A 16,777-nucleotide genomic window follows, 5' to 3' on the forward strand; every position below is an offset into this window, starting at 1 on the left:
AGACTGATTTATGATAATCTATAAAATAGAGTCATTCATTGCCTATTTGATGTTGTTTGTATATAATATTTTTTTAACATTTTCAGAAGTGCATAACTTTAAGCAAACAATTAATTAACTTATTCATGAAAAAAAATAAAATTTTACTACTATTTTGTTTTTCTTTTTTAGTAACACAACTGGCTTTAGGTCAAGAAAAAACAATAAAAGGGGTAGTGACTTCGAAGTCAGAGGGGGGACCTCTTCCGGGGGTAGGAGTAATTATTAAAGGAACTACTAAAGGGGTTGAAACCGACTTTGATGGGAAATATCAAATTAAAGCCTCAGTAGGAGATGTTTTGCTTTTTACTTATTTAGGTATGAAAGCACAATCAAAAGCTGTAACCAATCAGTCAGTAACTATTAATATAGCATTAGAAGATGATAATGTTTTAAATGAAGTAGTTGTAACTGCTTTAGGAATTAAAAAAGAAAAAAAGGCACTTACTTATTCAGCTCAGGAAGTAAATGGAGATGAATTAACAAAGGTAAAACAAACAAATCCTATTAACAGTTTATCAGGTAAATCAGCAGGGGTAACTATCACAAGAAGTTCGTCTGGTGTAGGAGGAACTGCAAAAGTTGTATTAAGAGGTAACTCTTCTACTACTAATAATGATCCTTTATATGTTATTGATGGAGTACCAATGTTAAATAGTGGAAATGGATCTAATGGTTCAGAACCAGGAACTGATATTTTTGGTAGTCAAACAGGGAACAGAGATGGAGGAGACGCTATGTCTTTAATTAATCCTGATGATGTTGAATCTATAACAGTATTAAAAGGAGCGTCAGCTTCTGCTTTATATGGAAGTCAAGGTGCAAACGGTGTAATTCTTGTAACAACAAAAAAAGGAAAAGAAGGTAGATTGTCTGTAAATGTTTCATCTAGTTTTACAGTTGACAATGTAATGTCTTTACCAAAATTGCAATCTGAATATCAATCAGCTTCAGTGGGAAGTCCAATAGCTGAAAATGGTAGAGTAACTGACCCTAAATCATGGGGTGCAAAAGCTCAAGGATTAAGTAACGATGCTAAAAGTTTTTTTAATACAGGTTATACAGCAATAAATTCTGTAGCTTTAACATCAGGAAATGCTAAAGTACAAACCTATTTTTCATATGCTAATACATTAGCTGAAGGTGTTGTTCCAGGAAATAGACTAGTTAGAAATAATGTAACATTACGAGAAACGGCTAAATTTTTAAAAGATAAAATAAATATTTCTGCAAGTGTTAATTTATCTGATCAAAGAATATGGAATAGACCTACAAATGGTTTGTACTCGAATGCGTTAACAGGTGTGTACTTACATCCAGTAGGAATTGATAGAGATATTTATAAAAATAAATTTGAATATTTTAATCAAACAACTAATATGATGGATCAGTATGCTTCTTCTTTTGATGAAAACATTCAGCAAAATCCATATTGGTTAATAAACAGAAACCCGAGTCAAGATATTGTACAAAGAGTATTAGCAAATGTATCTGCTAAATATCAAGTAACAGATAACTTCTCATTACAGTCGAGAGTAAGTTATGATAAGTCATTTTTTACATTTGATAAAAAGCAATATGCAGGAACAGATCCTGTAAATTCTGGAGATAATGGAAGGTATGTTTTAGAGAAAACTGAAAACACACAACAATACATTGATTTAATAGCTAATTATTCTAAAGACTTTTCAGAAGATTTAACTTTTACGGGTTTATTAGGAACTAGTTTAACAAAATATTCTATTGGAGATCAAATTTTATTAGATTCTGGTAGAGATGGTAAAGGATTAAACTTTCCAAATGTTTTTACTATTGCTAATTTTGAAACAACTAATAATATAAGACAATCAGTTGGAAATAGAGAAGTGCAATCTGTATTTGGATCAGCAAATTTTGGGTATAAAAAAATGTTATTCTTAGATGTAACAGGAAGAACAGATTGGTCATCTACCTTAGTAAATACAAATTCAACTTCATTTTTCTATCCATCTATTGGTTTAACGGGGGTTCTTTCAGAAATGTTTGAAATGCCTGAGTCAATTAATTTTGGAAAGCTTAGAGTTTCTTATGCTGAGGTGGGTAAAGATATACCTGTATATGCTACATTACCATTAAATAAAATAAATCAAACGAATACAGGTATTAGTACGGCGCCTTTTGCTCCAATTGAAGGAGAAACATTAGAGCCAGAAAGACAAAAGGCATTTGAAATTGGAACTGAGTGGAGATTTTTAAACAACCGCTTAGGTTTTGAGTTAACGTACTATAGTACAAAAACATTGAATCAAATATTTTTTATTCAAGCTGAGCCTAATCCAAATGGATACTCTCAAAACATTGTAAATGCTGGAGAGATTTCTAATAAAGGTATAGAGTTAGTTTTAAATGGAAAGCCAATAAGGAATGAAAACTTTACTTGGAATACAGTATTAAATTTTGCACAAAATAAAAACAAAGTCGTTTCAGTTCACCCTTCATTACAAGATGGAGAGGCTATTGTTACTGCTAGAGGTGTAAATGGTTATGAGTTTTCATTAATAGAAGGAGAAGATTTTGGTAGTATAAAAGCAAGATCATTAGTGAGAGATCAAAATGGTGTGCCAGTAATTAATACTTCTGGAGCTTTAAAATCAACGGAATTTAAAACAGTAGCACATGCTCAACCTGATTTTACTTTAGGATGGAGTAATAGTTTTGATTACAAGAATTTTACTTTTAGTTTTTTAATTGATGGTAAATTCGGAGGAGATGTAGTAAGTGTTACAGAGGCTGTAAACGATAAATATGGTGTTTCTCAAGCAACAGCAGATGCTAGAAATACTAATGGAGGAATGATTAATGTAGTAAATGAAGCAGGTGTTGCATCTCAAATAACGGCTCAAGATTACTATAATGCTATTGGAGGTAGAGATGGAATGTTAGGTGAATATGTATACGATGCAACTAATGTTAGTTTAAGAGAATTATCTATAGGGTATAAGTTACCTGTAAAAGGAGACTTCTTTAAAAGCGTAAGATTGTCTTTAATAGCAAATAATTTATTCTTTTTCTATAAAGAAGCTCCATTTGATCCAAACATATCTGCAAGTACAGGTTTAGGTTTACAAGGTGTTGATATATTCAATCAACCATCAACAAGAAGTATAGGGTTTAATGTTAATATAAACTTTTAAGAAATGAAACGAACTTTTAAATATATACAACTATTAATAATTTTAGTAATTGTTAATGCGTGTACAGAAGATTTTGCTAAGATAAATACCGATCCACATGGTATCTCACAAGAAAGCTTAACACAGCAAAATAACCATATTGGATCTAGGTTTTCACCAATGTTTTCTAATATAATTCGTGTAGAGCCTGCATGGAACTACCAGTTACAACAGAACTTAAATGCTGATGTTTTTTCAGGGTATATGACAGCTCCAACACCATTTGCAGGAAATATAAATAATCAAACATACGCTTTAGTTAATGGGTGGAATGGTTTTATATGGAACGATGCATATGATGCAAATAACGGAAATGGAGTAATGCCATATGCAAGAGAGATAAAAGAGCAAGTAGAATTATCAAATTCACAAGGAGGAGAGAAATTTGTTTTCTTAGCCAATGTTATAAAAGTAATGGCAATGCATAGAGTATCAGATGTTTTTGGACCTATTCGTTATTCAAAATTTAATGATTACGGTACTACAGGTGAATACGATTCTCAAGAAGATGCCTATAAAGCGTTTTTTAAAGATTTAGATGATGCTATTACAGGATTAAAAAAATATGAAGGTGACATGCAATTTGTTCCGTTTGACGAGTCAAACTTAGCAGGAGATGTTGCTTCATGGAGAGCATTTGCTAATTCTATACGATTACGATTAGCTATTAGAGTATCTAAAGTAAATCAGGCTATGGCTAAAACTGAAGGAGAAAAAGCATTAGCTAGTGATGCAGGATTTATAGCAAACACAATGACAGTAAACATGGGTGGTTTTTCACATCCATTAGCAACTATTAGTGGAACTTGGGGAGATATTTGTATGAGTGCAGAAATGGAAGTGATTTTAAAAGGATTCAATGATGGAAGAATTTCTAAATATTTTAATGCACCAGCAAATGCAGCATTAGGAAATTATAAAGGAATTCGTCAAGGAATTGATATTAATGCGAAATCTCAATATGGTAGCCATTCTTTATTAGGAGAAGTTGTGATGACAGCTACTCAAAAAGTATGGATGACAACTGCTGAAATTCATTTTTTGAAAGCTGAAGCAGCGTTAAGAGGCTGGGCTGGAGCAGGAAATGCTAAAGTAAATTATGAAGAAGGTGTAAAGGCTTCTTTTACACAGCATGGTGTTGCAGGGGCTAGTACTTATTTAGCAGATGCAACGAGTACTCCAAACGATTTTGTTGATGCAATTAATGCAACTAATAATGTAGCATATTCAACAGATGTAAAAATAGCTTACAATCAGGCAGGAACAAATGAAGAGCAATTAGAGCAAATAATTACTCAAAAATGGATTGCAATGTTTCCTGATGGTCAAGAAGCATGGAGTGAATTTAGAAGAACAGGATATCCTAAAGTTTTTCCTGTTGTAGTTAATAACAGTGGAGGAGAAATAGATACCAATATTCAAATACGCCGTATCAATTTTGTGGATAGTGAGAAGAACACCAATTCAGCAAATGTTCAAAAGGCAGTTAGCTTCTTAAAAGGTTTAGATAATGGAGGAACCAGACTTTGGTGGGATACCGGAAGCAGTAATTTTTAACCAGTAAACTTTGTTATAAATAATCGGGGATGTAAGTATGCATTCTCGATTGTTTTTAGTAGCAGTTTTATGGCTATTTGTCGAAAAAAATCGCAAAGAGAGAACTGGTATTCTACATTTACAAAGTAATTTATTTTAAGATTAAGGTAAGCATGGTTATGTCAAATAATAAAGAAATGAAATATCATCTAGCAGGACAGTTTGAAGAAACACGTTTTGAAAAGAGTCATAACGTAATATTTGAAAACTCATTAGAAGCATCAAAATTAGTTGCTTCAGAAATAGCTCAGCTTATAAAGCAAAAAGCTAGTGTAAACCAAAAGTGTGTTTTAGGTTTAGCTACGGGTTCATCACCGATTAAAGTGTATGAAGAGTTAGTAAGAATGCATAAAGAAGAAGGGTTAAGTTTTTCTAATGTAATTACTTTTAATTTAGATGAATATTGGCCAATGCAACCAGATGATATTCAAAGTTATCATCATTTTATGCATGAGCATTTATTTAATCATATTGATATAGTTCCAGAAAGTGTTCATATACCTGATGGAACAATTCAACCAGAAGAGGTGTATCAATATTGTGTAGATTATGAATTAAAAATAAAAGAAGCTGGAGGATTAGATTTTCAATTACTTGGAATTGGAAGAACTGGTCATATTGGTTTTAATGAACCAGGGTCTCATTATAATTCTAGTACAAGAAGTATAACTTTAGATCATATAACAAGAGAAGATGCTGCGTCAGATTTTTTAGGAATAGAGAATGTTCCTAAAAGAGCCATAACAATGGGGATTAACACCATAAAAAAAGCAAAAAGGGTTATATTACTTGCTTGGGGTGTTAATAAAGCTGAAGTAATTCAACAGACGATTGAAGGGAAAATAACTTCACAAGTTCCAGCAACATATCTTCAAGAGCATACTAATGCAACTTTTGTATTAGATAAAGAGGCTTCTTCTGAATTAACAAGAATAAAATCACCTTGGTTAGTTTCATCATGTGTTTGGACAGAAGAGCTAAAAAAGAAAGCAATTTTCTGGCTAAGTGATAAAGTAGGTAAACCAATTCTTAAGTTAACAGATAAAGATTATAACGAGTACGGAATGTCAAGTTTGTTGGTAGAAGAAGGGAGTTCTTATGAATTGAATATAAAAATATTTAATGCATTGCAAAGAACAATCACTGGATGGCCAGGAGGAAAGCCAGGTGCAGATGATTCAAGACGTCCAGAAAGAAGTACACCAGAGAAAAAGCGAGTAATTATATTTAGTCCTCACCCTGATGATGATGTAATATCAATGGGAGGAACTTTTGATAGGTTGGTAGAACAAGGACATGAAGTACATGTAGCGTATCAAACATCAGGGAATATTGCAGTTTCAGATGACGATGCATTAAAATTTGCTGAGGTATTTAAAATGTTTGATCCAAATTCTAATAATACCGAAAATATTATTTCTTCTATTTTAAATAAAGAGGCAAACGAGATAGATACACTTGAAGTTAGGAAGTTAAAAGGAGGGATTAGAAGAGCAGAATCATTGGCTGCAACTAGGTATTTAGGAGTACCAGATGATAATATTCATTTTTTGAATCTTCCGTTTTATGAAACAGGAAAGGTTAAGAAAAACAATTTATCAAAAGAAGATATTGATATCATGTGCGCTTTGATTGAAGAGATTAAGCCACATCAAATTTATGCAGCTGGAGATTTGGCAGATCCTCATGGAACTCATAAAGTATGTTTAAATTCACTTTTTGAAGCATTAGAGGTTCTTAAAAATCAAAAATACATGAATGACTGTTGGGTTTGGTTGTATAGAGGAGCTTGGTTTGAATGGCAACCTCATGAAATAGAAATGGCTATTCCAATGAGTCCTGATCAGGTAGTGAAAAAAAGACATGCAATATTCTATCACCAGTCTCAAAAAGATAAAGTAATGTTTCAAGGAAACGATGCGAGAGAGTTTTGGGTTAGGGCAGAAGATAGAAACAAGTTAACTGCTGAAAAGTATCGTAACTTGGGTATGGCAGATTATGCAGCTATTGAGGCGTTTAAACGCTATTTCTTTTAATATGAAATATAGTGTATTAATCTTTTTATTACTATTACTGGGGTGTGGCATTGAAGAAGAGTCTAAAATAGAAGGAACTTGGCAACTAGTTTCAGCAAAAACTATAACAAAAGATTCTACCTTTTCTACAGTATCGCCCAATCAGGAGATGATTAAAATTATTAATAAAACTCACTTTTCTTTTTTAAGACACGATTTAAATAAAGGTAAAGATTCTTCAGCTGTATATGTAGCAGGAGGAGGAAGATATGTCTATAAAAAAGGTGTCTATAAAGAATATCTTGATTATTTGAATTATAGAGAATGGGAAGGGAAAGTTTTTGAATTCAATGCTAAAATAAATAATGATACTCTTATAATAACAGGGGTAGAGAAGATTGAAGAGCTAGGAGTGGATAACAAAATTATAGAAGTTTATAAAAAACTTTAAAAATATTATATGATAAAAAGAATAATAAATAACCTATTAACAATTTTATTATTTAGTGTTATAATGGTTAATGGTCAAAATAAATTATCAGAAACGTATAATTTAATGCCTTGGCCAAAGGAAATAAAAGAGAATAATAATAAGGTATATATTAATGAAGACTTTACTGTTTCTATTAATAATAAAGATGGAAGAGTTCACGGGGCGGCTATAAAATTTATAAGAAGGCTGACTAATAGAACTGGTGTTTTTGTAAAAGAAGGCTTTCCTTTTTTGAATAAAAAAAATGCAACTATTAAAATTACCTTTAATAAAGTTGCTGATATTCAGTTAAATGTTGATGAATCATATGAGGTTTTAGTAACAGGGAAACAGGTTGAGATTTTAGCTAAAACTGATGTAGGAGCTATAAGAGGATTAGAAACAGTATTACAATTAATAAGATATAATGAAAACTCTTTTTATGTAGGAGGAGTTACCATTAAAGATTCTCCACGTTTTATATGGAGAGGGTTAATGATTGACGTTGCAAGGCATTATCAACCATTAAGTGTTTTAAAAAGAAATTTAGATGCTATGGCGTCTATGAAAATGAATGTTTTTCATTGGCATTTGTCAGATGATCAAGGGTTTAGGGTAGAGTCAAAAGTGTTTCCTAAATTACACGAGCTAGGTTCTGATGGTCAGTATTATACGCATGAAAATATTAAAGATATTGTTTCTTATGCTAATAAATTAGGTATAAGAGTGGTTCCTGAAATTGATGTTCCTGGACATGCTACAGCAATATTAACAGCATATCCTGAATTAGGAAGTAAAAAAGGATATGATTATAAAATTGAAAGATTTTCTGGAGTTTTTCATCCCACATTAAACCCCATTAATCCAGAAGTATATGTTTTTTTAGACAAATTGTTTGCTGAATTAACGCCATTGTTTCCTGATAATTACTTCCATATAGGAGGTGATGAAAATGAAGGTAAGCATTGGGATGAAAATCATGAGGTACAAAAATTTAAGAAGAAAGAAGGTTTAAATAGTAATCATGATTTACAAACATTTTTTAATATCAAATTACAAGAGATATTAAAAAAATACAACAAGAAATTAATGGGGTGGGATGAAATAATGACTAAAGACATGCCTAAAACTGCTATTATTCATTCGTGGAGAGGTGTAAATGAAGGCTTTAAAAATGGAACATTAACTGAGGCTGTAAAAAATGGATACCAAGCAGTGCTATCTAATGATTACTATATTGATAGAATGCAATCTGTTGAGCATCATTATTTATTTGATCCTGCAGGAAATGGAAAGCTTACGAAAGAAGAAGAAAAAAGAGTTTTAGGAGGTGAAGTAACTATGTGGAGTGAACTTGTTACTTCGTTAACTATAGATTCTAGAATATGGCCAAGAACGGCAGCAATTGCAGAAAGATTTTGGTCGGTTAAAGAAGTGAAAAATCTTGAAAACATGAGAAAAAGACTGCGTCCAATTAGTCTTCAGTTAGAAGAGTTAGGAATTAGTCATTTTAAAAACAGAGATGTCATTTTAAGAAACATAACTAAGAGTAATGATATAAGTTCTTTAAAAGTTTTAACAGGTGTTTATGAACCTGTAGAGATCTATACAAGAAATAAAGGAGGAACAGAGTATAAATCATTTTCACCATTTACGCTTTTTGCTGATGCTTGTTTTGCTGATGCAATTGATGGGTATAACTTTAAAAAAACAATGAATTCTTATTTAAAAACACCTAGCGTAATTAAAAAGAAAGAGTTGATAAATTATTTTAATAAATGGATTAAAGGGTATAACGACTTTTTGAAATTACAGTCAAACCCTAACACAGGTTTAATAAAAAATCATTATAAGAAACTTAAGGAGTTATCACTTGTTTGCGTTGAGGTTCTTAATGGTAAGAAGATTACAAAAAAGGTAAAAAAGGAGGTAAATGAATGTGTAAAAGTTCTAAAAGAACCACTAGTAGATACTGAATTAGTTGTTTTACCTGTAATAGAAAAGTTCTTGAATGAATAGATAGTAAGGATCTATGACGTAAAGTTATGCCAAATAAATATTTTCAATAGGTTTATAGGTAAGGTATCTATAAAATTAATATAACCCCAAATTAATAGCTTAATTATATGAATTATAACGTAACATTAAAAGAAATAGCATTAAAATCGGGAGTATCAGTGTCAACAGTTTCAAAGGCATTAAATGATAGCCATGAAATTAGTAGTATAACTAAAGAAAGGATTTCTAAAATAGCAAAGTCATTAAACTACAGACCTAATTTTTTTGCTAAGAATTTAAAAAGAAAAACGAACTTTATTATTGGAGTTATACTACCTGATTTAAAAAATGATTTTTTTTCTAACTTATTAGTAGGTATTACTGAAGAAACATGTGAAAAAAAACATAGAATTATGGTTTATCAAACGTGTAATAGCCCAGAAAAAGAAATTACGTACACAAAATTATTATCTGAAAATATTATTGATGGTTTAATTATATCACCTTCATTATTTCCTGAACGCCATGCTGAAGATAATAAATATCTGATCAAACTTTCTGAAAGACATTTACCAATAATAGTTATTAATAAAATGGTTGATAATGTTGTGTATACAAATACGCAATTAAAGCAGTCTAATAACGGACTTAAATTAGGTAAAGATTTAGTAAGTAATATGATTAGTAAAATCAAAAATTATAATTTACAGTTAGAAGTTTCTTAGATAAAATGATATTAATTGCAGATAGTGGGTCAACAAAATGCGATTGGATTTTGTTAGAAAGCCTAGATTATAATATAGTAAGAAGAATTAGAACAAAAGGGGTGAATCCTTCTGTTTTAAAGAAAAAAGATATAGAAAATATTCTTGAAAACTGTAGCGAATTATCGTTTTATAAAAAGTTAGTAACAACTATTTACTTTTTTGGAGCAGGGTGTAATAATAAAAAAGGGAGTGATAAAATAAAGAATATTTTTGAGAAAAAATTTACCAACCTATCAAAAATTGCCATAAAAGAAGATTTAATGTTAGCTGTTTTTGCTGCTTCAAGTAAACCTTCGGTGGTTTGCATATTGGGTACTGGGTCTAATTGCTGTTTTTTTAATGGAAAAGTAATTGAGCAAAAAGTAAAAGCAATGGGCTACATCTTAATGGATGAAGGAAGTGGTAATCATTTAGGAAAAGAACTCTTAAAAAGTTATTATTATAGAAGTTTACCAGAAGACCTTAAGTTTTCTTTGGAAAAAGAGTTTAAGCTAGATGATGATATGGTTTTATCAAAACTCTATGGGTCAAAAATGCCTAATAAATATTTAGCGCAATTTGCACGTTTTTTATTTGAGAATATTGAGCATCCTTACGCAAAAGAAATGATAAGTTCTTGTATAGGGAACTTTATAGATAGACAATTAGTTAATTATAAGAATGAATTAAATGAAGTCCCCCTTTATTTTATTGGCTCTGTAGGATATCATGCAAGAGATATTATTAATGAAGAACTTAGAAAAAGAAAAATGAAGCCTCCCGAAAACTTCATAAGGAGACCTTTGAAAGCTTTTATTGAATCTATTAAAGAAGATAGACTCTTCTTAAAAGAGGTAGTGTAAAGTAAATATGAAGGATACTCAACCAATGAAATAATTTTATTGATGTTGTTGTGTAGTCTATAGTTTTGCCAATAGTTTTGTATAACATAAGTGAGGAGGTAGGCAATTCGAGAATTGTTAGCCGAGCTTCAAGCACTAAATTTAATAAATAAATTACAGATAGAAAGTCCGTAAGGATTTTCGTAAGTAGGCTTGCGTTAGCAATTTATTTTATATGGCTTAAGTTTACAAAGTAGTAAATTTAAGTATTAAAAAAGAAAACTTTATAGGTGTATGGTGATTTTGCTACGTCCATACTTAATTAAAAAACGTTCATGTATTTTTTATATAATAATAGTTGATTTATTGTAAATTTAAAGAGTTGTGTGTGGTTATGCATCGTTTTTATTTACCAACTAATTAATTTAAAAATCACTCTTTATTAAAAAGAGAAATGAATAAAAAAATGATAAAATCAAACTCTAATAAAGAGCCATTTAAAATTGTAGACAGTTCTCAACCCGCAAATGATTTAATAGATAAAGTATATTCTTATTATAATGAAATGCCAATTGCATGGGGAAGGTATTTTACTACTGGTTACCCTGTGGAGTATTCGCATAATTTAGAAAATAATACTTTACATGAAAATAATATAAAACTACTACCTATTGCAAGGCATACAAACCATGTAGGAGGTTCTTATTCACAGGGGGTAACAGATGCTAAGCAAGGAGTAAATGATCTTTTTTCTACCTTTACTGTCAATTATTGGAAGTCACAAGGGAGTGAGTTTTTCTTTTTTTTAGATGTTGAAGGAAATGTAAGTGGAAGTAATGGCTCCATATCTGAAGAGTACTATAGAGGTTGGTCAGAGACTTTAATTTCCTATAGTAAGGAAAAAAGTGAAAATTCTGTAACTATTCTTCCATGTGTTTATGCAAATTATCATGATAATACTACATTTTCAATATTAATTAAAGGTGAAATAACATGCTATGGTTTATGGATTGCTAGGTATCACAGTTCTCCTGAAAAATGGCCTTCATGGAATGAGAATTTTGCAGTGCCTAAATTAATACAAAACTCATCAATACCAGTTTTTTTGAGGCAATATGCAAGTGGAGAGCAAGTGAATGAAGAATTTGACCTTGATCAAACGAACCCCAATATTATTGGATTTAAAGAAAGGTTTTTAAACAAACTTATTCTTCCTCCTTCAAGTAATATATCTTAAATTATTGATTTTTAGGATTTAAGAGAGGAGTTAAAAGTCGGGATGAGAGGATTCGAACCTCCGATCTCTGGTCCCCCAGACCAGCACTTTAACCGGACTAAGCTACATCCCGAGTTTAATTTGGTTAGTATACAAAACTAAAAAAAATTCTAGGAAAAGACCTAGAATTTTTATCAAGAATAAATATCATATTTAAGGGTTTAGATAATTAATTATAGCACCCTTAATTTTATAACGTGCTTTTTTAGGAAAAAGTATTAGGCCGTTAATGGTTTTCCTTTTAAACGTTTGTCTATACGTTGTTTAACAACGGTTAAACGTTTCATTAAGTCCATTAAGTTACTATCTTTAGTTTCTTTATAAACTTCATTAATTTCTAAAATTAACGCTTTAGCTTCTCTTGAAGCTAATATTCTATCACTAGTAGTAACAAATTTGAATTTTCTGGTTTCAAACTCTTCTCCTTTACTAATTAACTCTGAATTCATATTAAGTGCTTCTTTCGTTTTAAATTAAAATAATCTTTACAATTTAGGTTTGGTGTTGATTTAAAATTGAAAAAGATATAACTCTTATAGTCTATTTAAGACATCTCATTAATTTTTTTATAACAATATTGTAATAAAAAACTGGGGGTCAAATATAGCGTTATTTACGGTTTTATATGTTAAAAAACAATCAAAATATATTATTTTTTTATAAGTTTTTCTTATTTAGGAAGATAAACTCGTTTTTTTACCACTTATAATGCTATAAATTAGTAGGTATTTAACCAAATATAATAAAACTTGTTAATTTTTCAAAAAAGAATTAAATGTTTTTTTTATAAGATTAATAAGATTTGATGTTTAATATTGTTTTTTTATGTGAAAAATGTAATGAAGTTAGGCTATATAAGTAAATAGCACAAAGAAAAAAATAGTATGTAGAATTTATTTTTAAGTATAAACAAGTTTTTTTTTAAAAAAAGAAATCTTAGTTTGTGTTATGTGTTTGGTATTTAAATGTTTATAATGTATATTTCTTGTTGAAAAGCAAAGAGATTGTTCTTGGTAATTTTTAAATAATTACTCTATTTAAAATAGATGTTTATATATTGATAAAGTGGAATTTGTTAATTTTAAAAAAAGTTATTGTAACATAATTTAACTCTAGTATCTTCACCAATAATTGAACTTATTAAACATAAATTGATGAAACATTTTTTTGTATTTATTACTATGATAACAATGGTATCATGTAATTCTCAAGGAAAAAGAAAACAACTTGGTAAAACTGATTTTCAAAAGTCATTAAATTCTAAATTTAAAGATGCTACAACTTCTCCGTTAACAAAAAAAGGATTGAAAAGTTTTACAGGGTTAGATTTTTACCCAGTAAATGAAACTTATAAGGTAAAAGCAAAGATAGAAAAGACTCCAGATTCGCCTACTTTTAATTTTCCAACAACAACAGATAGGGTGGCTGTATATGAAAAGTATGGAGTAATTACTTTTACAATAGAAAATAAAGAATTAAAATTAGCTATTTATAAAAATAAATTTTCAACAGAAAAATATAAAAACCATTTATTCTTACCTTTCTTAGATAAAACAAATGGAACAACTTCGTATGGAGGAGGAAGGTTTATTGATGTATTAACTACCGATGAGCAAAAAGACGGTACTATTGAAATAGATTTTAATAAAGCTTATAATCCATACTGCGCTTATAGTGATAGATATTCTTGCCCAATAACTCCAAGAGATAATTATTTAGATATTGAAATAAAAGCGGGAGTAAAAGCTTACAAAAAGTAAAGAAGTTTAAAACTTCTTTACTTTTAGTTTTGAATTTTTAATATAATTATTTAGAAGGAGGAGTTAAACCTTCTTTTATGTCTTGCTGTATAGCTTTTTCTATCTTTTCTAAAGAAGTTTGTCTTACTTTTAGTTTCGTAGCGGCATGTGCTTTAGGATTTAATTGTGTGAACATTTCAGCAATTTTAATTGCAGTTGGTAATATATGTTCTTGTGGAACAATTTTGTCTAAAAAACCAGCGGAAATAGCATCTTTAGGAGTGTAGATTTCTGAGTTATTTACACTACGATTAAGAGATACTGGAGTTAAGCGAGCTTTTGCAATTTCGATTCCTGCATTATGCATAGTCATTCCAATCATTACTTCATTTAACCCTATTTTAAAATCACCATCGGTACCTAAACGATAATCAGCGGATAATAATAAAAAAGCTCCTTTTGCTATAGCATGACCGTTACAAGCTATTATAATTGGCATAGGGAAAGAAAGCATTCTAAGTGATAATTTTGATCCTTTAGTAACAAGGTTTAATGCTGATTCTGGAGATGCTGTCATGGATTTTAAATCGTACCCTCCTGAGAAAACTCCAGATTTTCCTGTTAATATAACAACTTTTTTATTGCTTTCAGCTTTGTCTAAACATAGGTTTAAATTATCAATAACTTCATGAGAAATAGCATTTACTTTACCATTATTTAAGGTAATAATTGCATAGTTCTCTTCTTCTTTATACTCTGTTAAATTGGTCATTATTATAAAAATTTAGTTAAAAAGATTCCGCCAAAAACGGCCAAGAATCCAACAATAAAACTAGTTATTGTGTATATGACAAAAGTTGTAAAATCTCCAGCTTTTAAAAATACATGATTTTCGTATGCAAAGGTTGAAAATGTAGTAAACCCACCACAAAAACCTGTAGCTAGTAAAAGCGTATAGTTTTGAGTTAAGGTTTCGTTTTTTGCAGCAAACCCTAAAATGATACCAATTAATAAACTACCTAAAATATTAGCAACAAAAGTACCATAAGGAATACCAGTTTGAGAATTGTTTAAAAGCTTACCTACTAAGTATCTTAATACGCTTCCAGTTCCTCCACCTATAAAAATTAATAGCAGTTGTTTCATTATATGCGAATATAATAAAACCTCACAAAATTTGTGAGGTTTTAAGTATCTATAAAAAGTTGTTTTATTTTAATGTTATAATTCTACATCATCAGCATCTGTCCAATTCCATTTACCATCAATAATACCTTTTTTAACAGTTACTATTCCTGGGTTAGCTCTAATTACAGTTTTTATAGCTTTCTCGTCACAGCTACCAAAAGTGTATGGTAAATTGTACTCTTTTTTGAAAGCATTTAAAGCTTCATAGTTTTCTTCATAAATAACGTCTGCCATCATCATATCTGATGTTAGAATATAAATTTCATAACCGCTGCTCTTAGCTTTGGCAGCAACTTTTGAAATTTCAAGCATACCTTCTTTGTTAACTTTTTCTGTAGTGGTCATAAGAATTAGCATTGCTTTGTCTTTAGATAGCATTTCTTCTAATTTATCACCATCTACTGTACTAATTTCAAAATCATGAATAGGAGGAGCATCATCACTTCCTTCTTGGTATTGCATACCTTGTTCAATATTTGTTCCTATAGCATAAGCTCTAAAATCAACAATTGGTAAATGGTTTAAAACATAATAAGCAATAATTAAAGAAATGAAAACAGAAATATAAGTAGATAATGAAGCTATTTTATTTGATATTAAGGGTTTAATGAATTTTATACCTAAAATTAAAATTACAATAAACACCATAAAAATAACATTCTTGTAAAAGGTTTCTTTAGGAGTTAGCTTTATAGCGTCACCAAAACAACCACAGTCAGTTACTTTGTTGTATGTATATGAATACCAAGTTAAAAATAAGAAGATTAAATTTAAACCAAATAAGCTCCAAACAGTAAACTTAGGTTTAAAACCAACTAACAGCATAACACCTAAAACTAATTCAGAAACTATTAAAAGAATGGCAAAAGGCAGTGCAACTGGAATTAAAAATTCTAAATTTAAAACTCCTTCACTAAAATATTCTTCAAATTTATATTGAGACCCTATTGGGTCAACTAATTTTACAAATCCAGAATAAATAAATAAAAGACCTACTAGTATTCTTGAAATATGAGTTAGTAATTTTAATATCATAATTAAGGGTGTTTTTTAATATTGTTAACTGTCTAATTCTGAGTGATGAATTAAAGCAAAAATAGCATAATTTATCATATCTTGATAATTTGCGTCAATTCCTTCAGAAACTAATGTTTTTCCTTTATTGTCTTCAATCTGCTTTACTCGAAGTAATTTTTGCAAAATTAAATCTGTTAATGATGAAATACGCATGTCTCTCCAAGCTTCACCATAATCATGATTTTTGTTTTCCATTAACTCTTTAGTAATGCTTAAATGTTTATCGTATAATTCACCAGCTTTTTCAGTTGATAGATCTGGTTGATCTACAATACCCAGTTCTAACTGTATCAAAGCCATGATAGAGTAATTGATAATTCCTATAAATTCAGATTTCTCTCCTTCATCAACTTTACGAACAGTATTTTCCTGTAATTGACGTATACGTTGAGCTTTAATAAAAATTTGATCTGTAAGAGAAGGTAACCTTAAAATTCTCCAAGCACTGCCATAGTCAGACATTTTTTTAACAAATAAACTTCTACATTCATCAATAACTAAGTCGTACTGTTTTGAGGTATTTTGCATTTTTTGTTTTCTGAAATAATAAGGTAAAAATAATAAAACCATTAGGTTT

14 protein-coding genes and 1 tRNA gene are annotated in these 16,777 nt (G+C 29.9%); 9 read left to right on the forward strand and 6 right to left on the reverse strand.

Going from position 1 to position 16,777, the window contains the following annotated elements:
- Positions 1-125 precede the first annotated feature (125 nt).
- The 8 genes from DS884_RS17755 (at position 126) to DS884_RS17790 (ending at position 12,157) form a co-directional block, all read left to right on the forward strand.
- Positions 126-3,212 (forward strand): SusC/RagA family TonB-linked outer membrane protein, encoded by a 3,087-nt coding sequence (locus tag DS884_RS17755; protein WP_113787719.1) that lies wholly within the window; start codon positions 126-128, stop codon positions 3,210-3,212.
- A 3-nt stretch (positions 3,213-3,215) separates the two neighbouring features.
- Positions 3,216-4,808, forward strand: a complete 1,593-nt coding sequence (locus DS884_RS17760) for a RagB/SusD family nutrient uptake outer membrane protein (RefSeq protein WP_113787720.1) — start codon at positions 3,216-3,218, stop codon at positions 4,806-4,808.
- Positions 4,809-4,966: 158 nt separating this feature from the next.
- Complete coding sequence (gene nagB, locus DS884_RS17765; RefSeq protein ID WP_113787773.1) at positions 4,967-6,883, forward strand: glucosamine-6-phosphate deaminase; 1,917 nt, start codon at positions 4,967-4,969, stop codon at positions 6,881-6,883.
- Between the two features lies 1 nt (position 6,884).
- Complete coding sequence (locus tag DS884_RS17770) at positions 6,885-7,313, forward strand: hypothetical protein (RefSeq protein WP_093869141.1); 429 nt, start codon at positions 6,885-6,887, stop codon at positions 7,311-7,313.
- A gap of 9 nt (positions 7,314-7,322) precedes the next feature.
- Complete coding sequence (locus DS884_RS17775; protein ID WP_113787721.1) at positions 7,323-9,353, forward strand: beta-N-acetylhexosaminidase; 2,031 nt, start codon at positions 7,323-7,325, stop codon at positions 9,351-9,353.
- A 107-nt stretch (positions 9,354-9,460) separates the two neighbouring features.
- On the forward strand, positions 9,461-10,057 hold the full coding sequence (locus DS884_RS17780; protein ID WP_093869139.1) for a LacI family DNA-binding transcriptional regulator: 597 nt from the start codon (positions 9,461-9,463) through the stop codon (positions 10,055-10,057).
- A 5-nt stretch (positions 10,058-10,062) separates the two neighbouring features.
- Positions 10,063-10,941 carry an N-acetylglucosamine kinase gene (locus tag DS884_RS17785; protein WP_113787722.1) on the forward strand — a complete coding sequence of 293 codons (879 nt, stop codon included), beginning with the start codon at positions 10,063-10,065 and terminating at the stop codon, positions 10,939-10,941.
- Positions 10,942-11,386: 445 nt separating this feature from the next.
- Entirely contained in the window at positions 11,387-12,157 is a 771-nt protein-coding gene (locus DS884_RS17790; RefSeq protein WP_113787723.1) for a hypothetical protein, read from the forward strand.
- Positions 12,158-12,194: 37 nt separating this feature from the next.
- On the opposite strand, the gene DS884_RS17795 is transcribed toward DS884_RS17790, so the two are convergent.
- Both DS884_RS17795 and DS884_RS17800 read right to left on the reverse strand, forming a co-directional pair.
- A tRNA-Pro gene (locus DS884_RS17795) sits at positions 12,195-12,269 on the reverse strand.
- Positions 12,270-12,414: 145 nt separating this feature from the next.
- On the reverse strand, positions 12,415-12,645 hold the full coding sequence (locus DS884_RS17800; RefSeq protein WP_093869135.1) for a hypothetical protein: 231 nt from the start codon (positions 12,643-12,645) through the stop codon (positions 12,415-12,417).
- Between the two features lie 705 nt (positions 12,646-13,350).
- Between DS884_RS17800 and DS884_RS17805 the strand changes: the two genes are divergently transcribed.
- A complete protein-coding gene (locus tag DS884_RS17805; protein ID WP_113787724.1) occupies positions 13,351-13,956 on the forward strand; it encodes a DUF1684 domain-containing protein in 606 nt (201 codons plus the stop codon).
- A 46-nt stretch (positions 13,957-14,002) separates the two neighbouring features.
- On the opposite strand, the gene DS884_RS17810 is transcribed toward DS884_RS17805, so the two are convergent.
- From DS884_RS17810 to DS884_RS17825, 4 genes are all read right to left on the reverse strand, one after another.
- Complete coding sequence (locus tag DS884_RS17810) at positions 14,003-14,707, reverse strand: crotonase/enoyl-CoA hydratase family protein (RefSeq protein ID WP_113787725.1); 705 nt, start codon at positions 14,705-14,707, stop codon at positions 14,003-14,005.
- 2 nt (positions 14,708-14,709) lie between these two features.
- A complete protein-coding gene (crcB, locus tag DS884_RS17815) occupies positions 14,710-15,081 on the reverse strand; it encodes a fluoride efflux transporter CrcB (RefSeq protein ID WP_113787726.1) in 372 nt (123 codons plus the stop codon).
- Between the two features lie 75 nt (positions 15,082-15,156).
- Positions 15,157-16,158 (reverse strand): DoxX family protein, encoded by a 1,002-nt coding sequence (locus tag DS884_RS17820; protein WP_113787727.1) that lies wholly within the window; start codon positions 16,156-16,158, stop codon positions 15,157-15,159.
- 24 nt (positions 16,159-16,182) lie between these two features.
- Positions 16,183-16,728: a DUF1599 domain-containing protein gene (locus DS884_RS17825; protein ID WP_113787774.1), complete on the reverse strand. Its 546-nt coding sequence runs from the start codon at positions 16,726-16,728 to the stop codon at positions 16,183-16,185.
- Positions 16,729-16,777: the final 49 nt, after the last annotated feature.

The sequence above is a fragment of the Tenacibaculum sp. E3R01 genome, assembly GCF_003318185.1.
GTDB lineage: Bacteria > Bacteroidota > Bacteroidia > Flavobacteriales > Flavobacteriaceae > Polaribacter > Polaribacter halocynthiae.